Origin of the sequence: Haemophilus haemolyticus (assembly GCF_003490595.1) — a bacterium.
Classification (GTDB): Bacteria; Pseudomonadota; Gammaproteobacteria; order Enterobacterales; family Pasteurellaceae; genus Haemophilus; species Haemophilus haemolyticus_L.
Genome location: NZ_QQGY01000002.1, coordinates 162,910 through 186,992, shown reverse-complemented (window position 1 = coordinate 186,992; position 24,083 = coordinate 162,910). Strand labels below are relative to the sequence as shown.

Sequence of the window (24,083 nt, the reverse complement as noted above, 5' to 3'; positions counted from 1 at the left end):
AAAAAGGACGTCGCGAATGAATTTACACGAATACCAAGCAAAACAACTATTTGAGCATTATGGATTACCCGTAAAAAATGGGGCGGTCTGTCAATCTGTTGATGAAGTCGATTTGGTACTGGCTCAACTTTCAGGCGATAAGTGGGCGGCGAAATGCCAAGTTCATGCGGGGGGGCGTGGTAAAGCAGGTGGCGTTAAATTAGTGCACGATGTAAAGGAAGCAAGATCTTTTGCAGAAAAATGGCTAGGACAACGTTTAGTCACTTTTCAAACGGATAAATTGGGTCAGCCAGTAAACCAGATTTATTTTGAAGAAACTTGCGATATTGATAAAGAATTTTACTTAAGTGCGGTTGTTGATCGCGCCTCTCAAAAAGTTATGTTTATTGCTTCTCCTGCTGGGGGAATGAATATTGAAGAAGTCGCGCAAAATTCACCGCACTTACTCCACAAAGTCACCGTTGATCCTTTATTTGGAGGATTGCCTTATCAAGGCCGTGAATTGGCGTTTAAATTAGGGTTAAGTGGTGCGCAAAACAAACAGTTTACCGATATCTTTATGGGCTTATCTCGTTTGTTTTTAGAAAAAGATTTATCTTTAGTGGAAGTCAATCCGCTTGTCCTCACTAAACAAGGCAATTTGGTTTGTCTCGATGCCAAAATATCTGTTGATGATAACGCTTTATTTCGCCATAAAGATTTATTGGCACTGCAAGATTTAACTCAAAATGATGCTCGTGAAGCAGAAGCTGAAAAATTCCAGTTAAACTATGTGGCTTTAGAGGGCGATATTGGTTGTATGGTAAACGGGGCTGGGCTTGCAATGGGCACCATGGATATTGTGAAACTCTATGGTGGGAAGCCTGCGAATTTTCTTGATGTCGGTGGTGGTGCAACGAAAGAGCGGGTTGCTGAAGCGTTCAAAATCATTTTAACCGATCCTTCCGTTAAAGTGATTTTAGTGAATATTTTTGGTGGCATTGTTCGTTGTGATTTGATTGCTGAAGGCGTGATTGCTGCAGTAAATGAAGTGGGCGTGAGAGTGCCTGTGGTTGTGCGATTAGAAGGAACGAATGCTGAAATCGGTCGCCAAATTTTAGCGGAAAGCGACGTTAATATTCTTACCGCACACAGTTTACAACAAGCCGCAGAATTAGCAGTGAATGCAGCAAAAGGAGAACACTAATGGCGATTTTAATTGATAAAAATACCAAAGTGATTTGCCAAGGTTTTACTGGTGGACAAGGGACTTTTCATTCCGAACAAGCATTAGCCTACGGAACGCAATTAGTCGGTGGCGTATCACCAAATAAAGGTGGAACCACGCATCTTGGTTTACCTGTATTTAATACAGTTCGTGAAGCTGTCGAAAATACGGGGGCAACAGCGACAGTCATTTATGTGCCAGCACCATTTTGTAAAGATGCCATAATTGAAGCTATTGATGCAGGGATTCAGTTAATTGTCTGCATTACTGAGGGCATCCCTACATTGGATATGCTTAAGGTGAAACAAAAATTAAATGAAACAGGCGTTGTGATGATTGGGCCAAATTGCCCAGGCGTGATTACGCCTGATGAATGTAAAATCGGCATCATGCCGGGACACATACATAAAAAAGGCAAAGTGGGGATTGTTTCTCGTTCTGGTACTTTAACGTATGAAGCGGTAAAACAAACCACCGATGAAGGCTTTGGACAATCGACTTGTGTGGGTATTGGTGGAGATCCCATTCCAGGCTCTAGTTTTATTGATATTCTTGAAAGATTTCAACAAGATCCCGAAACAGAAGCCATTGTGATGATTGGCGAGATCGGCGGTTCCGCAGAGGAAGAAGCGGCAACCTTCATAAAAGATAACGTCACTAAACCCGTGGTTGCCTATATTGCGGGTATCACTGCGCCAAAAGGCAAACGGATGGGGCATGCGGGTGCCATTATTAGTGGGGGAAAAGGCACTGCCGCAGAAAAAATTGCAGCACTTGAGGCTGCAGGTGTGACCTGTGTAAAAAGTCTCGCTGAAATTGGTGCAGCCTTGAGAAAGGTATTAAAATCATCTAAAAATTAACCGCACTTTAGTTTGACAAGGCGTAGATTGATTCTCTACGCCTTTATTTTTATATGCTCGCCATTATAAAGTGAGCGCAAAACTGCTATAATCAGCGCACACTTTTTAAGGAAGAAACACATGAGCCAATTTTTCTATATCCACCCTGAAAATCCACAAGCGCGCTTGATTAATCAAGCCGTAGAGATTTTACAAAAAGGCGGTGCGATTGTGTATCCGACGGATTCGGGATATGCCTTGGGTTGTATGATGGGCGATAAACATGCAATGGATCGCATTGTGGCGATTCGTAAATTGCCTGAAGGACATAATTTTACGTTGGTGTGTAGTGATTTGTCGGAACTTTCAACTTATGCAACGGTGAGCAATACTGCGTATCGTTTGATTAAAAATAATACGCCAGGGCGTTATACTTTTATTCTTACTGCAACGAAAGAATTACCGCGTCGTTTAATGACATCAAAACGTAAAACTATTGGTTTACGCGTACCAGATAATAAAATCGCTTTAGATTTGCTTTCAGCCTTAGGTGAGCCGATTTTATCTTGTTCGTTAATGTTGCCAGGTGAAGAACATACCACGCAATCTGATCCTGAGGAAATTCGAGATCGTTTGGAGCACCAAGTCGATTTAATTATTCATGGTGGATATTTAGGGCAAGAGCCTACAACAGTGGTGGATTTAACGGAAGAATCACCAGTAATTTTGCGCGAAGGAAGTGGAAGTACTGCTCCTTTTATTTAACTTATAGACGCTTGTGAAAGCGACCTTTCCATTATTTAAGGAAAACAATGAAACCTAGTCAAAAACAAACTCAAAGACAACCGCACTTTTCCAAAGATTCAGCAAAGAAAAGTGATTTTTCAGCTAAAAATGATAGACGTTCAGTGTCTCGTACTGCACGCGCAGAAATAGCAAATACGAAAAAAAGTGCGGTTAATTCTGACAACAAATTTTTATCTAAGCCAAAAGCGAAACCTGTTGTAAAAGCCTCGAATCAACCGAAAGCAGAGGGCGAAAAATTACAGAAAGTTTTAGCGCGTGCTGGACAAGGCTCTCGTCGTGAAATTGAAACAATGATTGCCGAAGGCCGAGTGAGCGTAGAGGGTAAAATTGCGACTTTAGGCGATCGTATTGACGTACATTCTGGCGTGAAAGTGCGTATTGATGGTCAAATCATAAATCTTAGCCACGCACAAAAAGAAATTTGCCGCGTGTTAATGTATTACAAACCTGAAGGTGAACTTTGTACTCGTAGCGACCCAGAAGGGCGTGCCACAGTGTTTGATCGTTTGCCGCGTTTAACAGGCTCTCGTTGGATTGCGGTGGGGCGTTTAGATATTAATACATCGGGTTTGTTGCTTTTTACCACTGATGGCGAATTAGCAAATCGCTTAATGCACCCAAGCCGTGAAGTGGAACGTGAATATTCCGTGCGTGTATTTGGTCAAGTGGATGACGCAATGTTAGCGCGTTTACGTAAGGGCGTTCAGCTTGAAGATGGCCCAGCCAACTTTAAAGAAATTAAATTTACAGGTGGAGTGGGTATTAACCAATGGTATGACGTAACCTTGATGGAAGGACGTAATCGTGAGGTGCGCCGTTTATGGGAATCTCAAGGGATTCAAGTCAGCCGCTTGATTCGTATTCGTTACGGAAATATCAAACTGATGAAAGGTTTGCCTCGTGGTGGCTGGGAAGAAATGGATCTTGAAAATGTCAATTACTTGCGTGAACTGGTGGGATTACCGGCTGAGACTGAAACGAAATTAGACGTTACACAGCCACGTCGTCGTCCAAAATCAGGACAAATTCGTAAAGCGGTAAAACGTTATTCTGAACTTAGCAAACGTTATAAAAAATAAGGAATTTTTTTATGAAAATGCAGCAACTTCGCTATATTGTTGAAATTGCTAACCATAATTTAAATGTAACTGAAGCGGCTAATGCGCTTTATACATCACAGCCTGGAATTAGTAAGCAAGTGCGGTTGCTGGAAGATGAATTAGGTCTAGAAATTTTTGAGCGTCATGGCAAGCATATAAAATCAATTACGCCAGCTGGGAAAAAGATTATTTCGATTGCACGCGAGTTACTTGTTAAAGCGCAAGGTATCCGTGCCGTTGCCGATGAATATACTCAGCCGAATCACGGTGTATTACGTATTGCGACGACAAATACTCAGGCACGTTATATGCTGCCAAGCGTGATTGAACGTTTTTCTAAAAAATATCCTGATGTGAGTTTGCATATTCACCAAGGTTCGCCAACACAAATTCATGATGCATTAATGTCGGGAGAGGTGGATTTGGCGATTACTACCGAAGCGCCTTATTTATTTGATGATTTGGTTCAGATTCCATGCTATTGGTGGAATCGTGCAGTGATTGTTACGCCAGAACATCCACTTGCCAAAGTGAAAGAATTGACGATTGAGGAATTAGGTAAATATCCACTTGTAACCTACACTTTTGGTTTTACAGGTGTTTCTGATTTAGATTATGCATTTAATAGCGCAGGAATTTTGCCGAATATAGTCTTTACGGCTACGGATGCCGATATCATTAAGACTTATGTGCGCTTAGGCTTAGGGGTGGGCATTATGGCATCTATGGCTCATACGCCATCAGATACAGATCTTGTGGCGATTGATGCAAGTCATTTATTCCGCCCGAGTATGACGAATATTGCATTTAAACATAGCACGTTCTTACGTAATTATATGTACGATTTCATGGAATATTTTTCACCGCACTTAACTCGTAGCGTCGTGGAAAAAGCCGAGCGTTTGCGTGATAATAATTCAGTGAAAAAATTATTTGATAACGTGAAATTAGACGTTAGATAAATTAATTGTTGAAATTAAGTGATAGAGAAAAGGACGTTAAACGTCCTTTCTTACTCTTATTGTTCATTCTGATTTTGAAGTTTTTCTTGTTTTGAATGATAAAAATAAAGATATATTAAGCCAATTGGTGCAATAAAAATTGAGAATATGAAACAAATCGCCATTGTGATTAGTTTTGTTACAAGCATTAAAGGTGCATTAACGAAAAAAACATTATCACCTAAAATATATTCGATAATACTTTCATAAACGAATCGAGAATAAGGATATAATAATAAGCAGATTAATCCTAGGATTACATTTGTTACAAGAATGGATGTATTCCCAGTGTAATTATATCCGTTATAGCTTATAGCAACTATAGATATAAAGAATATTAAACCAAATAGAAATTGTCGAGTATAGTAAGCTTTTGATAATCCACCGAGGGTCTTAGCTAAAAATGACATGGTATCTCCTTATTCTTGAATTTATAGCGTTCCTCAGTCTAACTTACATCGTAAATAAGAGCAATTTATTTATGTATAAAGGTGTATTGTGCTATTTGATTAATGCACTTGTTGCAATAAAAATAAATGTGGTACCAAGTTCATGACGATCACTGTCGCGATAGAAAGTAATAATCTTGATGCGCCAAAAATAAAGCCACGATTGGTGCCATTATCAAATTTTACTAATAAGTTTGCCATCGCCGTGAGGGCATACACTTCAATGACGGTAAAAATGACAAGATAGGCATAGGCGGAAAATACGGAAAGATAACGTAAGGTGATAAACCAAGGCACGATAATTCCAATAGCCAACAGAGGGGCAACCCATGCGGCTTGTTTGATCGTTAAATTAATTTTTCGGGAAAAATAGCTTTGTAATAGCACGGTGAGTAAGCCATTGCCAAATAATGCTATCGGTGAATGTTCAGGCATGCCAAGTTTATTGTTAAATAAAAATGGGAAAATGACAAAGAAAGAGCTCGCAATGGCAAGAGGTAAAAATAGCATTAAATGCACCATGAGAAATTCTTTTGTAATAATTTCTTTGATTTGTGTAAAGCGAAATTTTACCAACGTTTGTAGGGTTTGAATTTGATAGAAAGGTTTCACCATTAAGGTGAATAATATGGCTTCCATTGAAAAACAGACCCAAATGAGCAAGTCGATATGTTCGTATTTAATAAATGGGATGACTAAAAGCGGCGCAAACATGGATGACATGGAGGTCACTTTTAGATATTTCCCTTGCAAGCGAGTTTTTTCTTTGTATTCATCCCCAGCCAGCACAAGCAAACAGGCTTTGGCGTTGGTTCCAAATAAGCAACTACCTAAACCAAAACAAGTGGTCGCAATAAGAAGTAATAAATAATTATCTGCCGCGAGAAAGAAAATATAGGCTATCACATCTAAAAAACAGCCGAGCAACATTATTTTGGCTAAACCATAACGATCGCCCCAAATACCAGCAAGAATGGAAAGGGCTTGGTTTGAGAAAAAGAGTAGTGATAAGGAAAAGGCAATTTCGCTGTTGCTCAATCCTTTACTTTGTAGATAAATCAGAAATACCGTTTGCACAGAAAAAAATGCAAGGGTGGAAAAGAAACGCCGAGTAAGTAAAAGTTTTTGTAAATTCATAGAGTCAAATGATAAAAAAGAAAAGCACGCGTTGAATAACGAGCGCCATGAGTTTTATAAGTGCGGTTGAAATTGATATTAAAATTTTACCGCACTTGAAAGATTAAAACAGATCGTGATATTTCACTAAATCTTTACGCTGAATAGCAAATACGCCTAGCCCGCCATTTTTAAGTTCTACCCATTCAAATGGTACATCTGGATATTGCTCAATTAAGCTCACCATGCTATTGCCCACTTCACACACCAACAAGCCATTTTCGGTTAAGTAATCTGGCGCTTGTTTTAAAATTTGTTTGGTAATGTTTAAGCCATCATGGCCAGAACCTAAGGCTAACTCTGGTTCAAAATGGAATTCTTCTGGCATATCGGCGAGATCTTCTTCATCCACATAAGGTGGATTGGTCACGATAAGATCGTATTTTTGTCCTAAAATATTTTCAAATAAGTTTGACTGAATCGGGAATACGCGATGTTCTAATTGATGGCGTGAAATATTGATCTCCGCGACATTAAGTGCATCAACCGATAAATCTACCGCATCTACTTCCGCATTCGGGAAAGCATAAGCACAAGCAATGGCAATACAACCGCTGCCTGTGCATAGATCGAGAATATGATTTGGTTCTTGTGAAATTAAATCTTCAAAGCGATCTTGAATTAACGCACTAATTGGAGAACGCGGAATAATAGTTCGTTCATCTACATAAAATTCGTGACCACAGAACCAAGCGCTATTTGTTAAATATGCCACCGGTACGCGTTGTTCGATTCGGGTTAATACAAGTTGAACTAAGGTTTCTTTTTCAGATGGGGTTAATCGACTGTTAAATAATTCGGTAGGTAAATCAATGGGTAAATGTAAGCCACTTAAAACGAGTTGCAGGCTTTCATCCCAAGGATTATCGTGCCCTTGCCCGAAGTAAATATCAGATCGATTGAGAATGCTATACGTCCAACGCAGAAAATCTTGGATGGTTTGCAGTTCGTTTGCAACATTATCTTCCAAGATAGTTGCAACTAATTCTTGGTTATGTGAGGTTTCCATCGCATTTCTCCATAAAAGTGAGTAGAAAAGTTAGCATAAAATTCGATATGAAAATTTGGCGTAGTTATACCACAGATGAGAATGTAGAACTATGATATGATACGCAAAATTTGAAATTAATGAGAAAAAATGCAAGACGAATTTGATTTATTCCGTGCGGAAACTAAAGGCATTAAGCCAATTAAACAAGATACTTTTGTTGCCCCCCGCCAAAAACGTGATCAGAAAAAAATAGAATTGAAAGAATTACGAGCGAAAGAAGATACATTATTCTATTTTTCTGATGAATATGAGCCGTTACTGAATGAGCATGATGGTATTGTGAAATATTTACGTGATGGGGAAGATTCCCATTTATTAAAACAACTTCGTCGTGGAGATTTTTCGCCAGAATTGTTTTTAGATTTACATGGTTTAACCCGTGAACAAGCTAAGCTAGAATTAGCCGCACTTTTACTGGCTTGTGAAAATGAGCATGTTGATTGTGCCAGCATCATGACGGGCTATGGCACCTTTACATTGAAAAAACAAATTCCACGTTGGCTAGTACAGCATCCTAAAGTACGGGCATTACATCAAGCGCCAAGAGAATGGGGCGGTGAAGCCGCAATTTTGATTTTAGTTGATTTGTAAAAAAACGTTATAAAAAAATACCGCACTTCTACTGCCAGTGGCAAAGTGCGGTATTTTCTTTTATGTTTTTACTTGAACTATTGTGTCGCTTGAATTGCGGTTAAGGCAATTGTGTACACAATATCATCAACTAAGGCACCACGAGATAAGTCATTGACTGGTTTGCGCATACCTTGAAGCATTGGACCAATAGACACTAAATCTGCAGAACGTTGTACTGCTTTGTAAGTAGTGTTGCCAGTGTTCAAGTCAGGGAATACGAATACTGTTGCTTTACCTGCTACTGGTGAATTTGGTGCTTTAGAGCGAGCCACATCTTCCATCACAGCCGCATCGTATTGTAATGGACCATCGATTAATAAATCAGGACGTTTTTCTTTCGCAATACGAGTTGCTTCTTTCACTTTTTCTACATCAGCACCGCTACCAGATGTACCTGTTGAGTAAGAAATCATCGCGACTTTTGGATCAATACCAAATGCTTTCGCAGAATCCGCAGATTGAATTGCGATTTCAGCAAGTTGTTCTGCAGTTGGATCTGGGTTTACCGCACAGTCACCATAAACAAGCACTTGATCTGGTAATAACATAAAGAAGATAGAAGAAACAATAGAACTACCTGGTGCAGTTTTGATGATTTGCATTGGTGGGCGAATGGTGTTTGCAGTTGTGTGAACGGCACCTGATACTAAACCATCCACTTCATTTGCTTCTAACATCATAGTACCAAGTACTACGGTGTCTTCTAGTTGTTCACGTGCAGCAGTTTCAGTCATACCTTTTGCTTTACGTAATTCAACTAAACGAGCAACATAGTTTTCACGAACGTCTGCTGGGTTAATGATTGTAATACCTTTACCTAGTTTAACACCTTGTGCTTCAGCTACACGTTGAACGGATGCTGGATCTGCTAAAAGCACACATTCTGCAATGCCACGTTCTGCACAAAGTACGGCAGCTTTGATTGTACGAGGTTCATCACCTTCAGGAAGCACAATGCGTTTTTTCGCTGCACGAGCAAGTTCGGTTAATTGGAAACGGAATGCTGGTGGGGATAAACGACGTAAACGAGTAGAATCCGCAACTAAGTTATTGATAAAGTTAGAATTAAAGTGCTGGCTAGTGTATTGTTTGATGTTTTCAATACGCTCTTTATCATCAACAGGCACTTCAAGATTAAAGTTTTGTAAATTTAATGCTGTTTGCCAAGTATTACCTTCAATACGGAAGATTGGCAATTTTGCTTTTTCAAAAGCTGGTTGGCAAAGTTTATTGATTTGAGCATCAATTTTGTAACCGCCAGTTAATAAAAGGCCGCCGATTTCAATACCATTTGACGCTGCGAGAGCGGCTGCTACAACTACATCTGGACGATCTGCTGAAGCGACTAATAAGCTGCCTGCACGGAAATGCTCAACCATATTTGGTAAACTTCTTGCGCAGAAAGTGATACCACGGATACGACGGTTAATATCTCCTTCAGTGATAATGGATGCACCTAAGTATTTCACTAAATCGATAGCACGTGTTGCGATTAAATCTGCAGACCAAGGCACGCAAGCTAATAATTTGATTGAGCTATTTGCAAATAATTTGCTTACTTCTGCTTCACATGCATGGCTATGTTGGAATGAATCAAAGATTTCAGCAAGATCAGGGCGTGTACGACCAGATTCATCAACGGGTGCATTAAATTTATTTACAACCACGCCTAAAAGATTTGGATTGTTTTTCCCACCAAATAAAGAGGCTGCTGCTTCTACACGATCTTTTAATTCGGTTGGGGTTTCAGTTGCAGGTGCTGCAACTAATACGATTTCCGCATCTAATGCTTGTGCAATTTCATAGTTGATGCTATTTGCGTAACCGTGTTTTCTTGTAGGAATTAAGCCTTCAACCACAACGATATCGTTGTTTTTAGTTAATTGTTGGTGATTTGCCACAATTTTTTCTAACAATACATCAGACTGATTTTGCCCAATTAATGATTCTGCTACGCTTAACATAAACGGTTCAGAAGTTTCAAGGCTAGTGCTAGTGCGAATAATAGAAGTTGTGCGATCCAATTTATCTTCGCCAGTGCTTGGTTGAGAAACTGGTTTCATAAAAGCAACTTTTGCGCCTTTTTGTTCAAGAGAATGGATTAATCCCAGACTAATGCTGGTTAAACCCACGCCTGTGCTTACAGGGATAAGGATAATCGTGCGAGACATAGTTAAACCTTAATGTGTATATGTTATAAATAAAAACTGCCGAAAAATTCGGCAGCTTGTCGTTGAATTAGAAACAAAGTTTTGCGGTATCTTGTGCGATAACCAATTCTTCGTTAGTTGGAAGAACAATCGCTTTAAATGCTGAATCATCAGTGGTGATTACGCCATCTTTACCGAAACGTGCCGCAAGATTGCGTTCGTTATCCACTTTAATACCAAATAATTTCAAGTGATTTAATGCTAATTCACGAACGTGTGCTGAGTTCTCACCGATACCACCAGTGAAAGCAATTGCATCTAAGTGATCATCACCTAATACAGCCATATAAGCACCGATATATTTTGCTAAACGATAGCTGTATACATCTAAAGCGCGTTTTGCTTCTGGTTTAGATGTGTCATCATAGTTATCTTCAGCATAACGGCAGTCGCTCGTTACTTCAGTTAAACCTAAAAGACCAGATTTTTTCACTAAAGTCTCTTCGATTTGTTCCATAGACATACCTAAAGTTTTGTATAGGTAGAATACGATTGCAGGGTCGATATCACCACAACGAGTGCCCATGACTAAACCTTCTAACGGAGTTAAGCCCATTGATGTATCGATACATTTACCGTTACGCACAACAGAAATAGAACCACCGTTACCTAAGTGACAAATAATTGTATTGACTTGGTCTGCCGGTTTGCCTACATATTCAGCGACTTCACGAGAAACGAAGTAGTGGCTAGTACCGTGTGCACCGTAGCGACGAACGCCATGTTCTTTATATAATGAGTATGGAAGGGCATAAAGGAATGCTTCTTCAGGCATGGTTTGGTGGAATGCCGTATCAAAAACTACCACGTTTTTATCTTTTAAGTGCGGGAATGCGTTGAATGCTTCGCGAATACCGATTAAGTGCGCTGGATTGTGAAGTGGCGCAAATTGTGCAGCATCTTCAATACCTTTAACGACTTCATCAGTGACGATAACAGATTGGGTGTATTTTTCGCCACCATGTACGATACGGTGACCAATTGCCGCGATAGAGTTTTTAAGCTCATCTGTCATGATATTAGACGCGATAAAGTTAAGCGCTTCAGTATGCGCTGCGCCTGCGCCTAAATCTGCGTTACCTTTCTCACCATTGAGTTTCCATTTGATACGCGCTTCTGGTAAGAAAAATGCTTCCGCTAAGCCGGATAATTTTTCTTCACCTGTTGCAGGATCAAGAATTGCAAATTTTAGTGAAGAACTACCACAGTTAAGGATAAGAACAAGTTTTGACATGGGAACCCTATATTTGATTAAAGTTAATGGAAATCCACCTTGTAGATGGACTGAAAAGATCTAGCATAGGATACACCTTTTGATAAACAAAATAAATTCATCTCAGCATAAAAAGACAAGGATTTATGGAACTTTTTGAAAAATTAAACTTTTTCAGTAAGGTGACAATTTCAGGCAAACTGGGGTATGATAAGTGCGGTTGTTTTTTAAAGGTGTTTTTATGGCATTTTTTTCCATTTTAAAACAGGGACAAATTTATCTTAATACTTGGCCGCAGGAGGCTAAGTTAGGGATTATTTTCCCAGAAAACCGCATTATGAAAGCCACGAATTTTGCACAAAAATTCATGCCCTTTGTTGCTGTATTTGCAGTGGTGTGGCAACAGATTTATGCAAGAAATGATTTGATGGCCTTTTCTATTGCAATTTTGACCGCACTTTTTGCCTTACTTATTCCTTTTCAAGGTCTTTATTGGCTTGGTAAGCGTGCGAATACGCCGTTAGAAAATCAAAGTGCGGTATGGTTTTATGATATTTGCGAACGCTTAAAACAACGACATGAACCCTTGCCTCTTGTGCAAGATCAACCGACATACCAACATTTAGCAGAAGTCTTAAAGAAAGCTCAAAGCAAATTTGAACGAGCTTTTTGGCAGGAAATTTAGTTTACGCAAACGTTTTCTTTTTGGCTTTATTTTTGTAGAATACCTCGGTCGTTTTAAACGGCCGTTTTTCATTGAGAGATTTTTTAATGATCGATTACATTATTATTGGCATTATCGCTTTTTCCATTCTTGTCAGTTTATTACGCGGTTTTGTGCGCGAGGTGCTTTCGCTCGGTAGCTGGGTTGTGGCATTTATTGTAGCAAGCCAGTTCTATCCTTATCTTGCCGCTTATCTTACGCAAATTGAATCAATGTATATTCGTAATGGAACCGCAATCGGGATTTTATTTGTACTGACTTTAATTGTGGGCGCCATAGTAAATTATGTGATTAGTCAATTAGTAGATAAGACGGGTTTAAGTGGCACCGATCGTGTGTTAGGTGCGGCTTTTGGCTTAGTGCGCGGTGCACTGATTGTGGCTGCGTTATTATTTTTCATGGATACCTTCACCAATTTTGAACAAACTGATTGGTGGAAAGAATCTCAATTAATACCGCACTTTGGTTTTATTATTGAATGGTTCTTTCAACAACTTCAGGCTAGTTCAAGTTTTTTAAATTCAACGCTTAATCAATAAGGAACACAAAATGTGTGGTATTGTCGGTATTGTTAGTCAAAGTCCGGTTAATGAATCTATTTATGCAGCATTAACTCTTTTGCAACATCGTGGGCAAGATGCTGCGGGCATAGTGACGGTTGATGATGAAAACCGTTTTCGCTTACGTAAAGCTAATGGTTTAGTGAGTGATGTGTTCCGTCAAGAGCATATGCTACGGTTGCAAGGAAATGCTGGATTAGGGCATGTTCGCTATCCTACAGCGGGGAGTTCTAGCGTCTCAGAGGCGCAGCCTTTTTATGTGAATTCCCCCTATGGTGTCACTTTGGTGCATAACGGCAACTTAACCAACTCAGTGGAGTTAAAAGAAAAAGTCTTTAAAACAGCCCGCCGCCATGTAAACACGAATTCAGATTCCGAACTTCTTCTTAATATTCTCGCTAACCATCTCGATCATATTTCTCAAGCTCACCTTGACCCACAAGATATTTTCTATGCCGTTCGTAAAACTCACAACGATGTGCGAGGTGCTTATGCTTGTTTAGCGATGATTATTGGGTATGGCATGGTTGCGTTTCGTGATCCTTTTGGTATTCGTCCTTTAGTGTTGGGTAAACGCGAAGAAAATGGCAAAACTGAGTATATGTTTGCCTCTGAAACAGTAGCCTTAGATATTGTGGGTTTTGACTTTGTTCGTGATATTGCCCCGGGTGAAGCCGTTTATGTGACGTTTGATGGCGAGCTTTATTCGCAGCAATGCGCCGAAAGTGCGGTGTTAAATCCTTGTATTTTTGAGTATGTTTATTTTGCACGTCCAGATTCAACAATTGATGGCGTCTCTGTTTATGCTGCACGTGTTCATATGGGCGAAAAACTTGGACAAAAAATTGCAAAAGAATGGGCGGATGAAATTGATAATATTGATGTGGTGATTCCCGTTCCTGAAACCTCCACAGATATTGCGTTACAAATAGCTCGTGTACTAGGGAAACCTTATCGCCAAGGATTTGTGAAAAATCGCTATGTTGGTCGTACGTTTATTATGCCAGGACAAGCACAGCGTATTAGTTCTGTTCGTCGCAAATTGAATACCATCAAAGCTGAATTTAAAGATAAAAACATCTTATTGGTGGATGATTCTATCGTTCGCGGCACAACCTCTGAGCAAATCGTTGAAATGGCTCGAGCAGCTGGTGCGAAGAAAATTTATTTTGCCTCTGCTGCACCAGAAATTCGTTATCCGAATGTATATGGTATTGATATGCCGAGCAGTGATGAACTGATTGCTTACGGTCGAGATATTGATGAAATTGCACATTTGATTGGTGTGGACAAATTAATTTTCCAAGATCTGACCGCACTTACTGAATCAGTTCAATTGGAAAATCCAGTTATTCAAGGATTTGATTGTTCGGTGTTCACAGGCGAATATATTACAGGTGACATCACGCCAGAATATTTGGACAAAATCGCAAGTCAACGGAACGATAGTGCAAAGAAAAAACGAGAAAAACAAGCATCTAATCTTGAAATTTATAATGAACAATAAATGGCGATAAGGCGAGATATTTAGTCTGATAAAAAATCACCGCATTAAAAAAGTGCGGTGATTTTTTTATTTGTTTTTTAGGATATCTTTTAGATAGTTTTCGCAATCAGAATATTTAAATTGGAATCCGGCGTTGAGTAATTTTTCAGGCACAACATTTTGGCTTTCGAGTAATAGATTCGCTCTTTCGCCAAGAATGAAATGTAATACCCATTTAGGAATGGTTGCAAAGGCAGGACGTTTTAATATTTGAGCCAAAGTGCGGTTAAATTTATATTGTTTTATGGGATTAGGGGCAGTGAAGTTAAATGAGCCTTGGCATTCGGAATGATCGAGTAAAAATAAAATGCCATTTACTATATCTTCTAAAGCAATCCAAGGGAAATATTGCTCTCCATTGCCCAGTTTACCGCCAAGTCCCCATTTGTATAGAGGCAACATTTGAGCTAGTGCGCCTCCTTTCTTAGAAAAGACCATGCCTGTTCGAATCAAACAAACTCTTGCATCAGCTTGTCGCGCAATATTTTCCCAATCTTGACATAATTGAGCGGTGAAGGTTTTTGCTGTTTTGCTTATTTCGGTAATTTTTTGTTCGTCTTGATCGCCATAAATTCCAGTCGCTGAACCTGAAATAAAAATAGGGTATTGTTGATATTGATTAATGAATTTTACTAGTTGAGTAGTTAGGCTTAAACGACTTTCTCGTAAAATAGATTTTTGCTTTGTCGTCCAAGCTTTATGAAAAATCGGCTCGCCAGCAAGATTGATGATAGCATCAAACTGTTCTTGTAAATCTAGTTGGGAAAGTGCGGTAATAAATTTGATGTTTTTTGGCTTTGAGATAGTTTGCGGCGTACTTGAGCGCGTTAAGATCGTCACTTGTTCATTGCGTAAGCAGAGTTGTTCAACAAGTGCTTTGCCGATAAGCCCAGTGCCTCCAGTTAATAAAATGTTCATTACAACGCGTTTTCAAATAAACGTTGGACATTTTTGAGTAAATCGACAATTTTTGTACCACGCGTTGGTGTGATAAAAATTGTGTCATCGCCTGCGATAGTGCCTAAGATGCCTTCTGATTTTCCAATTGAATCGAGTAATCGAGCGATGAGTTGTGCCGCACCCGGAGAAGTTTTAATGACAATTAACATGTCATTGTAATCAACATCTAATACAAGATTTTTTAATGGGCTACTGGTATTAGGAACACTTAATTCACTTGGTAAGCAATAGACCATTTCCATTTTGGTATTACGGGTGCGAACAGCGCCAAATTTGGTGAGCATTCTTGATATTTTTGATTGATTAATGCCTGTAAAGCCTTGTTTTTTTAAGGCATCGACAATCTCACTTTGAGAGCCAAAGCGTTCTTGATTGAGTAATTCTTTAAAAGCGCGAGTTAAATTGTCAGTCATTTTATTTTTCAATAGTCAAAAATTTGCATAAGAATTGCATAAAAATTCATTTTCATCAACTTGAATGTGAATAAAAGCAAAGAGAAGGAAAAAATTACCTCAGAAATGTGAACTAGATCATAGAATGATATTTCTCTGTTTGTAATTGTAAGATGAAAATTTTAAAATCAGGTCATCTTAAATTAACTAACACATAAGGAGTATTTATGAAAGTTGCAGTATTAGGCGCCGCAGGCGGTATTGGTCAAGCATTAGCGTTATTACTAAAACTTCAGTTGCCTGCAGGTTCAGATTTAGCATTATATGACATTGCCCCTGTGACCCCAGGTGTTGCAGTGGATGTGAGCCATATTCCAACTGCAGTGAATGTGAAAGGTTTTTCTGGTGAAGATCCAACGCCAGCACTTGAAGGTGCGGATGTTGTATTAATTTCTGCTGGTGTTGCGCGTAAACCTGGTATGGATCGTTCAGATTTATTCAATATTAATGCAGGCATTGTTCGTGGTTTAATTGAAAAAGTCGCGGCTACTTGCCCGAAAGCTTGTGTTGGTATCATCACTAACCCAGTAAATACAACAGTTGCGATTGCTGCAGAAGTATTGAAAAAAGCAGGCGTTTACGACAAACGAAAATTATTTGGTGTGACAACTTTAGATGTGTTACGTTCTGAAACTTTTGTGGCTGAATTAAAAGGTTTAAATGTTTCTCGTACGAGCGTTCCTGTTATTGGTGGGCACTCCGGTGTGACTATTCTTCCATTACTTTCTCAAGTTCAATATGCTGAATGGAATGAAGATGAAATTGAACCATTAACAAAACGTATCCAAAATGCAGGTACAGAAGTGGTCAATGCAAAAGCGGGTGGTGGTTCTGCAACGCTTTCAATGGCGCAAGCTGCAGCGCGTTTTGCTCGTTCTTTAGTGAAAGGATTAAGCGGAGAGACAGTTGTTGAATGTACTTATGTTGAAGGTGATGGTAAATATGCTCGTTTCTTCTCTCAACCAGTTCGTTTAGGCAAAGAAGGTGTAGAAGAAATTTTACCAATTGGCCCATTAAGCAATTTTGAACAACAAGCCTTAGAAAATATGTTGCCGACTTTACGTGCAGATATTGAATTAGGTGAAAAATTTATTAATGGTTAATCATTAAAAAAGAAGTGAGCATTAGCTCCCTTTTTCATGTTTCGATAAAAAGCCACCAAATGGTGGCTTTTGTTTGTATCTTTATTATTTCTGACGCATTGCAGGGAATAAGATCACATCACGAATTGATGGTGCATTTGCATAAAGCATTGCTAGACGGTCGATACCTAAACCTTCGCCGGCTGTTGGTGGTAAACCGTGTTCTAGCGCAACAACAAAGTCTTCATCTTTAAACATCGCTTCATCATCGCCCGCTTCTTTCGCAGCCACTTGTGCATCAAAACGTTCATTTTGGTCTTCTGCGTCGTTCAATTCTGAGAAACCATTACCGATTTCACGACCACCGATAAAGAGCTCAAAACGATCTGTTACATCAGGATTTTCATCATTACGACGTGCAAGTGGCGAAATTTCCGCAGGGTGAGCCATTAAGAAGGTTGGTTGAATTAAGTGATGTTCAGCTACTTCTTCAAAGATTGCGTTCACAATGCTTCCTAAACCCCAAGATTTTTGTACTTCAATACCTAAGCGTTCTGCCGTGGCTTTTGCACGATCAAAGTCATATAAATCTTCTTTTACGATACCTTTGTCTGCACCATATTTAATCGTTGCATCGTGTAACGTAATACGTTCGAATGGTTTACCAAAATCAAATTCGTATTCGCCGTATTTCACAATGGTAGTACCAAGAATATCAATCGCTAATTTACGAAGAAGTTCTTCGGTGTTATCCATTAAATCATGGTAATCCGCATAAGCTTGGTAGTATTCAAGCATGGTAAATTCTGGATTATGGCGAACAGAAACCCCTTCATTACGGAAGTTACGGTTTAATTCAAATACTCGTTCAAATCCACCCACGACTAAGCGTTTTAAATAAAGTTCAGGTGCGATACGTAAATACATATCCACATCTAATGCATTGTGATGAGTCACGAAAGGACGCGCAGATGCACCGCCTGGAATCACTTGTAACATTGGCGTTTCCACTTCCATAAAGCCTTTAGAAATGAAATATTCACGAATCCCCGCGACAACTTTAGAACGAATAATAAAAGTGCGGCGAGATTCTTCGTTAGAAATTAAATCTAAATAACGTTGGCGATAACGAACTTCTTGGTCGGTTAAACCATGGAATTTGTCTGGTAATGGGCGAAGTGCTTTAGTTAAAAGTTGAACTTCAGTGGTTTTCACTGTGAGTTCATCTGTTTTTGTTTTAAATAAAGTGCCTTTAACGCCAACGATGTCCCCTAAATCCCAAGTACCAACGTCATCTTTATAAACGCCTTCAGGCAAATTATCGCGTGCAACATAAAGCTGGATTTTACCGCTCATATCTTGAATGGTGATAAACGTCGCCTTACCCATTGCACGGCGAGTCATAATACGGCCAGCAACTTGTACTTCAACGTTTTTCTCTTTTAAGATTTCACCGTCTTCTGCATCATATTGATTGTGCAAATCTTGTGCGAGAGCATCACGACGAAACTTATTTGGAAAGGCATTACCTTTTGCACGTAATGCGGCTAATTTTTCACGACGAACGAGCATTTCGCCACTGAGATCTAATTCTTTAACTTCTTGTTCTGACATGTTGTTTACCTTTAATTTTAACTTTAAAAATACCTTCAAAAATAACCGCACTTTTGGGTTATTTCTATGATGGGATAAGTAACGCGTCTTTACTTATCCTGCAAATCATGATTAAAGCCCAGCTTTTAAACTCGCTTCAATAAATCGATCTAAATCACCGTCTAATACGGCTTGGGTGTTACGGTTTTCCACACCAGTACGCAAATCTTTAATGCGTGAATCGTCTAATATGTAAGAGCGAATTTGGCTTCCCCAACCAATGTCGGATTTATTATCTTCCATTGCTTGCTTATCTGCATTTTTCTTCTGTAATTCAAGCTCATACAATTTCGCTTTTAATTGTTTCATCGCTTGATCTTTGTTCTTGTGCTGTGAACGGTCATTTTGACATTGCACAACTATGCCACTTGGCATATGGGTAATTCGCACCGCACTTTCTGTTTTGTTTACGTGCTGACCACCTGCCCCCGATGCACGATAAACATCAATACGTAAATCAGCAGGATTGATTTCAATATCAATATCATCATCAATTTCAGGGTAGACAAATGCTGCGCTGAATGATGTATGACGACGGTTATTGGAATCAAATGGACTTTTACGTACTAAACGATGAATCCCCGTTTCTGTTCGTAACCAACCAAAGGCATATTCACCACTCACTTTAATGGTTGCCGATTTCAACCCTGCCACATCACCGTCAGATACTTCCATCAGTTCTGTTTTAAAACCTTTGCTTTCAGCCCAACGGAGATACATACGGAGCAACATTTCTGTCCAATCTTGAGCTTCCGTACCGCCAGAACCAGCTTGTAAGTCCACATAGCAATCGCAAGCATCATGTTCGCCACTAAACATTCGACGGAACTCTAATTTTTCGAGTTGTTGTTCGAGTTCATCTAATTCAGCAACTGCTTCATTGAAGGTGTCTTCATCTTCAGCTTCGATGGCAAGTTCTAATAATCCATCAACATCTTCTAAACCTTGTTCTAAATTTTTGATGGTATTTACAACTTGTTCTAAAGAAACGCGTTCTTTACCAAGCGCTTGGGCTTTATCTGGATCATTCCAAACATCTGGCTGTTCTAATTCCGCATTGACTTCTTCTAAACGCTCAACTTTGGCATCGAAGTCAAAGATACCCCCGAAGCACTGAAGTGCGGTCGGATAAGTCGGTGATTTTATTTTTTATAGGATTGATTTCAAACATAATAAATTCACTGTGTGATAAAGTGTGGAATTATATGCTATTTTCTGATTTTTGGATAGTTTGACCTTGCAGAAATTAGCAATCTCTCTATAATTTTAGACTTTCTCACTCAAGCTAATTTAGGAACAAAAAATGAAGAAAATTTTTACCGCACTTTTGTGCGTGGCTGCGGCTAATGCAATGGCAGATGATGCCACGATTAAAAGCAAATTACAGTCTCTTGGCGCATCAAATATTGATGTGAAATCCTCGCCAATTTCAGGTATCAAAACTGCCGTAACAGATCAAGGCGTACTTTATGTGACTGAAGATGGAAAATATGCTTTCCAAGGTAAACTTTACGAGCTCACGAATAATGGTCCTGTTGATGTAGCGGGTAAAATTTTAGTGGATAAACTTAATTCTTATAAAAATGAGATGATTGTTTATCCCGCTAAAAATGAAAAGCATGTTGTGACGGTATTTATGGATATTACTTGCCATTATTGCCATTTATTACATCAGCAATTAAAAGAATATAACGATCTTGGTATTACCGTGCGTTATTTGGCTTTCCCTCGTGCGGGCATGAATAACCAAACTGCAAAACAAATGGAAGCAATTTGGACGGCTAAAGATCCTGTTTTTGCTTTAAATGAAGCAGAAAAAGGCAATTTACCGAAAGAAGTTAAAACCCCAAATGTTGTGAAAAAGCATTATGAATTAGGCGCGCAATTTGGCGTAAATGGCACACCAAGTATTGTTACCTCAACGGGTGAGCTTATTGGCGGTTATTTAAAACCAGCTGATTTATTGAGCGCACTTGAAGAAACAGCGAAATAATTTTATAATGAAAAGCAAGGGGCAGATGCCTACCCCTTGTATTTAGTCGGTTATGCTTAATATGCTGGGGAGCTTAAAAGCATTAACAATACTAAGACTATGATATAAATACATAATTTAGGCATTATTAAAATCCTTAGCTGACACAATAGTTAGACTAATGGTCAGTGGGGCTTTTAACCCCTATCAGCATTCAGGGTTAAAAGCCCTGACCGACAGGAAAAGGTATAGATAAAAGAGCTGTTGATTTCAACAGCTTTTTGCTTTTAGATATGAATTAATATCCAGTGAAAAAACTTATCAAACGCCGTGAAATTCCAATTGGAAATTCTGTTTCAAACCATCCGTTATTAGATCGCCTTTATCGCGCACGCCATATTCAAAACACCGAAGAATTAGACCGCACTTTAAAATCAATGCTGAATCCAAATCAGCTATATGGTATTGAACAAGCCGTAAATTTATTAGTGGAAGCTTACCAACAACAGCAAAAAATAGTGATTGTTGGGGATTTTGATGCTGATGGTGCAACTAGTACAGCATTGAGTGTGCTTGCTTTAAGACAACTTGGTTTTGCTGACGTGGATTATCTTGTACCAAATCGATTTGAACAAGGTTATGGTTTGAGTATTCCAGTGGCTGAAATGGCGATTGAAAAGGGTGTACAGCTGTTAATGACGGTGGATAACGGTGTTTCATCTTTTGAAGGCGTTGCATTTTTGAAAGAGAAAGGTGTCCGTGTTTTAGTGACGGATCATCATTTACCTCCCGAAACTTTGCCGCTAGCCGATGCCATTGTTAATCCTAATTTAAGTCAGTGTGGTTTTCCTTCAAAATCTTTAGCGGGCGTTGGTGTTGCGTTTTATTTGATGTTAGCCGTACGAGCAAAATTTCGTGAACTCGGTATTTTTACTGCAGAAACACAACCTAATTTTACTGACTTGCTCGATCTAGTAGCATTGGGTACTGTCGCTGATGTGGTGCCTTTAGATCAAAATAATCGTATCCTTGCCTATCAAGGGTTAATGCGCATCCGTGCTCGACGTTGTCGCCCCGGAATTATTGCGTTGGCTGAAGTGGCTAACCGTAATGTAGAGCAATTTACTTCAAGTGATCTCGGTTTTTGTATCGGGCCTCGTTTAAATGCAGCGGGGCGTTTAGATAATATGTCGATCGGGGTAGAGCTTTTACTGGCGGACGATATGCTAAAAGCCCGAGAATTAGCGTTAGAACTTGACCAACTCAACCAAATGCGTAAAGAAATTGAAGCAGGCATGAAGCTTGAGGCGCTAGAAATTTGCCAAAATCTCACCGCACTTTTTAAAGAGTTACCTTCGGGGATTACACTTTATCAACCAGATTGGCATCAAGGTGTGTTGGGCATTGTGTCATCTAGGATTAAAGAGCAATATCACCGTCCTGTGATTGCCTTCGCGAAAGATGGTGATGGAATCTTGAAAGGTTCTGCGCGTTCTATTGAGGGCTTACATATGCGTGATATTTTAGAACGTATTCATTCGCAACATCCTGATATGATTTTAAAATTTGGTGGTCATGCGATGGCTGCGGGATTAAGCCTCAGAGAAGAATACTTTGACGATTTCCAACATATTTTTAATCAAACCGTTGCCGCTTGGCTTGATGAAGAACATTTACAAGGTGTCATCTGGACCGATGGTGAATTAAATTCAAATGAATTTAATCTTGAAACGGCAGAACTGATAAAATCAGCAGGCCCTTGGGGACAAGCTTTCCCAGAGCCTTGTTTTGATGGTGAATTTAAAATTTTAGACCAACGTGCAATTGGGCAAAATCAAAACCATCTCAAAATGTTAGTAGAGCCAAAACGAGGCGGACCTTTATTAGATGCAGTTGCGTTTAATATTGATACAAGATTGTATCCCGATCTTTCAATTAAACAGGCAAGATTTGCATATAAATTGGATGTTAATGAGTTTCGTGGTAACCGAAATGTACAGCTTTTAGTGGAATATATTGAAGCGATTGATGAGTAATGTTTTGAAATTTTATGGATTATTCGTATTAGGTTTATTTGGGTTTACATCATCGGTTATAGCTGAAGTAAATCAAAAAGAATTTTCTACTCAAAATCCACCGCACTTACCGTCTTCTGATGTCATGCATTTTGAAGATGGGCGGGATTATTTTTCTTATCAAGAGCCTATTGATCAAGCGCCTAGAGCGGATAAAAAAATACGTATTCAATTCTTTTGGGATTACGATTGCCGTGTATGTTCGTCAGCGCAAGATATTTTGGAGCTTTATAGTCAAATGCGTACAAATAAAGTTGCGTTGGAACAATATCCTATTGCAACTGCGGATAGTCAGTTTAGCGCACGCATTTTTTATACCTTGCAAGCACTAAGTGCGGGTGAATTATCTAATGTTTTATTGTTTGAAACTTCAGAAAAATCCCGTTATGCAGAATTGTCTGCGACAAATAAAATTCAACAATGGGCGGAAGAACAAGGGCTAGATAAGCCGTTATTTATTCAAACTGAAAATTCAGAAAGAGTAAAAGAACAAATTCAAGATGCGATTGAATTGACGGAAGAATATGGTGTTTTTACCTATCCTTACGTTGTCATTGGGGGAAAATATGTACTCACGGCGAGCACGCTTTATAACGATGATTATAGCGTGGCTGTGCTAGATTTTTTGGTAAATAAAATAGAACAGGAACAAAAGTGATGAAAATCGGAATTGTTGGCGCAATGGCGCAAGAAGTAGAAATTTTAAAAAATTTAATGGCAGAGAGAACTGAAACTCGAGTAGCAAGTGCGGTCATTTTTGAAGGCAAAATTAATGGTAAAGATGTTGCATTGTTGCAATCAGGTATTGGCAAAGTGGCCGCTGCAATTGGCACTACGGCATTGTTGCAATTAGCCAAGCCAGATTTTGTGATCAATACTGGTTCTGCGGGTGGAGTAGCAAAAGGCTTAAAAGTGGGGGATATTGTGATTTCTGATGAAACACGTTATCACGATGCGGATGTGACAGCTTTTGGCTATGAAAAAGGTCAGTTGCCCGCTAATCCCGCGGCATTTTTATCCGACAAAAAATTAGCTGACCTTGCTCAAGAAATTGCAGAAAAGCAAGGACAATCAGTAAAACGTGGTTTAATTTGTTCTGGCGATAGTTTTATTAATAGCGAAGACAAAATTGCACAAATAAAAGCAGACTTCCCGAATGTGGCGGGGGTTGAAATGGAGGCCACAGCGATTGCACAAGTTTGCTATGCTTTTAATGTGCCTTTTGTGGTGGTTCGAGCTATTTCGGATGGAGGAGATGGTGAAGCGAGTATGTCATTTGAAGAGTTCTTACCGTTAGCTGCAAAACAGTCTTCGGCGTTAGTGTTGGGGATGATTGATAGACTGTAGTAATAATCTTTTAATAAGATAATAAA

At 39.2% G+C, this 24,083-nt stretch carries 23 protein-coding genes; 14 read left to right on the top strand and 9 right to left on the bottom strand.

The window, feature by feature from the left end; all coding sequences use genetic code 11:
- The first annotated feature begins 16 nt into the window (after positions 1-16).
- From sucC to cysB, 5 genes are all read left to right on the top strand, one after another.
- Positions 17-1,186 (top strand): ADP-forming succinate--CoA ligase subunit beta, encoded by a 1,170-nt coding sequence (sucC, locus tag DV415_RS02480; protein ID WP_118782374.1) that lies wholly within the window; start codon positions 17-19, stop codon positions 1,184-1,186.
- Entirely contained in the window at positions 1,186-2,067 is an 882-nt protein-coding gene (gene sucD, locus DV415_RS02475; RefSeq protein ID WP_053465323.1) for a succinate--CoA ligase subunit alpha, read from the top strand. Before sucC ends, sucD begins: the two co-directional genes overlap by 1 nt.
- 120 nt (positions 2,068-2,187) lie before the next feature.
- A complete protein-coding gene (locus tag DV415_RS02470; protein WP_118794396.1) occupies positions 2,188-2,811 on the top strand; it encodes an L-threonylcarbamoyladenylate synthase in 624 nt (207 codons plus the stop codon).
- Between the two features lie 47 nt (positions 2,812-2,858).
- A complete protein-coding gene (gene rluB, locus DV415_RS02465) occupies positions 2,859-3,932 on the top strand; it encodes a 23S rRNA pseudouridine(2605) synthase RluB (RefSeq protein WP_118794395.1) in 1,074 nt (357 codons plus the stop codon).
- Between the two features lie 11 nt (positions 3,933-3,943).
- Complete coding sequence (cysB, locus tag DV415_RS02460; RefSeq protein ID WP_118789220.1) at positions 3,944-4,915, top strand: HTH-type transcriptional regulator CysB; 972 nt, start codon at positions 3,944-3,946, stop codon at positions 4,913-4,915.
- Positions 4,916-4,971: 56 nt separating this feature from the next.
- Here cysB and DV415_RS02455 read toward each other — a convergent pair whose 3' ends face one another.
- The 3 genes from DV415_RS02455 to prmB all read right to left on the bottom strand — a co-directional run bounded on the left by DV415_RS02455 (position 4,972) and on the right by prmB (position 7,588).
- Positions 4,972-5,364, bottom strand: a complete 393-nt coding sequence (locus DV415_RS02455; RefSeq protein ID WP_118794394.1) for a hypothetical protein — start codon at positions 5,362-5,364, stop codon at positions 4,972-4,974.
- A gap of 99 nt (positions 5,365-5,463) precedes the next feature.
- Positions 5,464-6,540 (bottom strand): MFS transporter, encoded by a 1,077-nt coding sequence (locus DV415_RS02450; RefSeq protein WP_118794393.1) that lies wholly within the window; start codon positions 6,538-6,540, stop codon positions 5,464-5,466.
- Positions 6,541-6,643: 103 nt separating this feature from the next.
- Entirely contained in the window at positions 6,644-7,588 is a 945-nt protein-coding gene (prmB, locus tag DV415_RS02445; protein WP_118790626.1) for a 50S ribosomal protein L3 N(5)-glutamine methyltransferase, read from the bottom strand.
- Positions 7,589-7,717: 129 nt separating this feature from the next.
- On the opposite strand from prmB, the gene smrB reads away from it, so the two are divergent.
- On the top strand, positions 7,718-8,221 hold the full coding sequence (gene smrB, locus DV415_RS02440) for an endonuclease SmrB (protein ID WP_118790625.1): 504 nt from the start codon (positions 7,718-7,720) through the stop codon (positions 8,219-8,221).
- Positions 8,222-8,298: 77 nt separating this feature from the next.
- Here smrB and pta read toward each other — a convergent pair whose 3' ends face one another.
- Entirely contained in the window at positions 8,299-10,434 is a 2,136-nt protein-coding gene (pta, locus tag DV415_RS02435) for a phosphate acetyltransferase (protein ID WP_118790624.1), read from the bottom strand.
- Positions 10,435-10,501: 67 nt separating this feature from the next.
- Complete coding sequence (locus DV415_RS02430; protein ID WP_118790623.1) at positions 10,502-11,707, bottom strand: acetate kinase; 1,206 nt, start codon at positions 11,705-11,707, stop codon at positions 10,502-10,504.
- A gap of 220 nt (positions 11,708-11,927) precedes the next feature.
- On the opposite strand from DV415_RS02430, the gene yfbV reads away from it, so the two are divergent.
- The 3 genes from yfbV (at position 11,928) to purF (ending at position 14,477) form a co-directional block, all read left to right on the top strand.
- Positions 11,928-12,371 carry a terminus macrodomain insulation protein YfbV gene (yfbV, locus tag DV415_RS02425; protein ID WP_118790622.1) on the top strand — a complete coding sequence of 148 codons (444 nt, stop codon included), beginning with the start codon at positions 11,928-11,930 and terminating at the stop codon, positions 12,369-12,371.
- An 86-nt stretch (positions 12,372-12,457) separates the two neighbouring features.
- On the top strand, positions 12,458-12,949 hold the full coding sequence (locus DV415_RS02420) for a CvpA family protein (protein ID WP_118790621.1): 492 nt from the start codon (positions 12,458-12,460) through the stop codon (positions 12,947-12,949).
- Between the two features lie 10 nt (positions 12,950-12,959).
- Positions 12,960-14,477, top strand: a complete 1,518-nt coding sequence (gene purF / locus DV415_RS02415; RefSeq protein WP_118790620.1) for an amidophosphoribosyltransferase — start codon at positions 12,960-12,962, stop codon at positions 14,475-14,477.
- Positions 14,478-14,543: 66 nt separating this feature from the next.
- Here purF and DV415_RS02410 read toward each other — a convergent pair whose 3' ends face one another.
- Positions 14,544-15,434, bottom strand: a complete 891-nt coding sequence (locus DV415_RS02410) for a TIGR01777 family oxidoreductase (RefSeq protein WP_118790619.1) — start codon at positions 15,432-15,434, stop codon at positions 14,544-14,546.
- On the bottom strand, positions 15,434-15,889 hold the full coding sequence (gene argR, locus DV415_RS02405) for a transcriptional regulator ArgR (protein WP_118790618.1): 456 nt from the start codon (positions 15,887-15,889) through the stop codon (positions 15,434-15,436). The genes DV415_RS02410 and argR overlap by 1 nt, the downstream gene beginning before the upstream one ends.
- 206 nt (positions 15,890-16,095) lie before the next feature.
- On the opposite strand from argR, the gene mdh reads away from it, so the two are divergent.
- Positions 16,096-17,031: a malate dehydrogenase gene (mdh, locus tag DV415_RS02400; protein ID WP_118790617.1), complete on the top strand. Its 936-nt coding sequence runs from the start codon at positions 16,096-16,098 to the stop codon at positions 17,029-17,031.
- A gap of 84 nt (positions 17,032-17,115) precedes the next feature.
- On the opposite strand, the gene lysS is transcribed toward mdh, so the two are convergent.
- Both lysS and prfB read right to left on the bottom strand, forming a co-directional pair.
- A complete protein-coding gene (gene lysS, locus DV415_RS02395) occupies positions 17,116-18,624 on the bottom strand; it encodes a lysine--tRNA ligase (RefSeq protein WP_118782386.1) in 1,509 nt (502 codons plus the stop codon).
- Between the two features lie 111 nt (positions 18,625-18,735).
- Positions 18,736-19,834 (bottom strand): peptide chain release factor 2 gene (gene prfB, locus DV415_RS02390; protein ID WP_118790616.1). Its coding sequence is split into 2 segments (ribosomal slippage): positions 18,736-19,758 and positions 19,760-19,834, totalling 1,098 coding nucleotides; the frame shifts between segments, so codons are not numbered across the junction.
- Between the two features lie 132 nt (positions 19,835-19,966).
- Here prfB and dsbC point away from each other — a divergent pair.
- The 4 genes from dsbC to DV415_RS02370 all read left to right on the top strand — a co-directional run bounded on the left by dsbC (position 19,967) and on the right by DV415_RS02370 (position 24,057).
- Positions 19,967-20,656: a bifunctional protein-disulfide isomerase/oxidoreductase DsbC gene (dsbC, locus tag DV415_RS02385; protein WP_118790615.1), complete on the top strand. Its 690-nt coding sequence runs from the start codon at positions 19,967-19,969 to the stop codon at positions 20,654-20,656.
- Positions 20,657-20,943: 287 nt separating this feature from the next.
- On the top strand, positions 20,944-22,671 hold the full coding sequence (recJ, locus tag DV415_RS02380; protein WP_118790614.1) for a single-stranded-DNA-specific exonuclease RecJ: 1,728 nt from the start codon (positions 20,944-20,946) through the stop codon (positions 22,669-22,671).
- Positions 22,664-23,368 (top strand): thiol:disulfide interchange protein DsbA/DsbL, encoded by a 705-nt coding sequence (locus DV415_RS02375; RefSeq protein ID WP_118790613.1) that lies wholly within the window; start codon positions 22,664-22,666, stop codon positions 23,366-23,368. The genes recJ and DV415_RS02375 overlap by 8 nt, the downstream gene beginning before the upstream one ends.
- Positions 23,368-24,057, top strand: a complete 690-nt coding sequence (locus tag DV415_RS02370; RefSeq protein WP_118790612.1) for a 5'-methylthioadenosine/adenosylhomocysteine nucleosidase — start codon at positions 23,368-23,370, stop codon at positions 24,055-24,057. The genes DV415_RS02375 and DV415_RS02370 overlap by 1 nt, the downstream gene beginning before the upstream one ends.
- Positions 24,058-24,083: the final 26 nt, after the last annotated feature.

Excerpts from the sequence above, each read along its gene's own strand:
- DV415_RS02470 (WP_118794396.1), top strand. The coding sequence starts at position 2,188 with ATGAGCCAATTTTTCTATATCCACCCTGAAAATCCACAAGCGCGCTTG.
- DV415_RS02370 (WP_118790612.1), top strand. The coding sequence starts at position 23,368 with ATGAAAATCGGAATTGTTGGCGCAATGGCGCAAGAAGTAGAAATTTTA.
- mdh (WP_118790617.1), top strand. The coding sequence starts at position 16,096 with ATGAAAGTTGCAGTATTAGGCGCCGCAGGCGGTATTGGTCAAGCATTA.
- prmB (WP_118790626.1), bottom strand. The coding sequence starts at position 7,588 with ATGGAAACCTCACATAACCAAGAATTAGTTGCAACTATCTTGGAAGAT.
- rluB (WP_118794395.1), top strand. The coding sequence starts at position 2,859 with ATGAAACCTAGTCAAAAACAAACTCAAAGACAACCGCACTTTTCCAAA.
- DV415_RS02420 (WP_118790621.1), top strand. The coding sequence starts at position 12,458 with ATGATCGATTACATTATTATTGGCATTATCGCTTTTTCCATTCTTGTC.
- sucD (WP_053465323.1), top strand. The coding sequence starts at position 1,186 with ATGGCGATTTTAATTGATAAAAATACCAAAGTGATTTGCCAAGGTTTT.
- DV415_RS02375 (WP_118790613.1), top strand. The coding sequence starts at position 22,664 with ATGAGTAATGTTTTGAAATTTTATGGATTATTCGTATTAGGTTTATTT.
- argR (WP_118790618.1), bottom strand. The coding sequence starts at position 15,889 with ATGACTGACAATTTAACTCGCGCTTTTAAAGAATTACTCAATCAAGAA.
- DV415_RS02455 (WP_118794394.1), bottom strand. The coding sequence starts at position 5,364 with ATGTCATTTTTAGCTAAGACCCTCGGTGGATTATCAAAAGCTTACTAT.
- purF (WP_118790620.1), top strand. The coding sequence starts at position 12,960 with ATGTGTGGTATTGTCGGTATTGTTAGTCAAAGTCCGGTTAATGAATCT.
- cysB (WP_118789220.1), top strand. The coding sequence starts at position 3,944 with ATGAAAATGCAGCAACTTCGCTATATTGTTGAAATTGCTAACCATAAT.
- DV415_RS02410 (WP_118790619.1), bottom strand. The coding sequence starts at position 15,434 with ATGAACATTTTATTAACTGGAGGCACTGGGCTTATCGGCAAAGCACTT.
- smrB (WP_118790625.1), top strand. The coding sequence starts at position 7,718 with ATGCAAGACGAATTTGATTTATTCCGTGCGGAAACTAAAGGCATTAAG.
- yfbV (WP_118790622.1), top strand. The coding sequence starts at position 11,928 with ATGGCATTTTTTTCCATTTTAAAACAGGGACAAATTTATCTTAATACT.
- lysS (WP_118782386.1), bottom strand. The coding sequence starts at position 18,624 with ATGTCAGAACAAGAAGTTAAAGAATTAGATCTCAGTGGCGAAATGCTC.
- dsbC (WP_118790615.1), top strand. The coding sequence starts at position 19,967 with ATGAAGAAAATTTTTACCGCACTTTTGTGCGTGGCTGCGGCTAATGCA.
- DV415_RS02430 (WP_118790623.1), bottom strand. The coding sequence starts at position 11,707 with ATGTCAAAACTTGTTCTTATCCTTAACTGTGGTAGTTCTTCACTAAAA.
- DV415_RS02450 (WP_118794393.1), bottom strand. The coding sequence starts at position 6,540 with ATGAATTTACAAAAACTTTTACTTACTCGGCGTTTCTTTTCCACCCTT.
- pta (WP_118790624.1), bottom strand. The coding sequence starts at position 10,434 with ATGTCTCGCACGATTATCCTTATCCCTGTAAGCACAGGCGTGGGTTTA.
- sucC (WP_118782374.1), top strand. The coding sequence starts at position 17 with ATGAATTTACACGAATACCAAGCAAAACAACTATTTGAGCATTATGGA.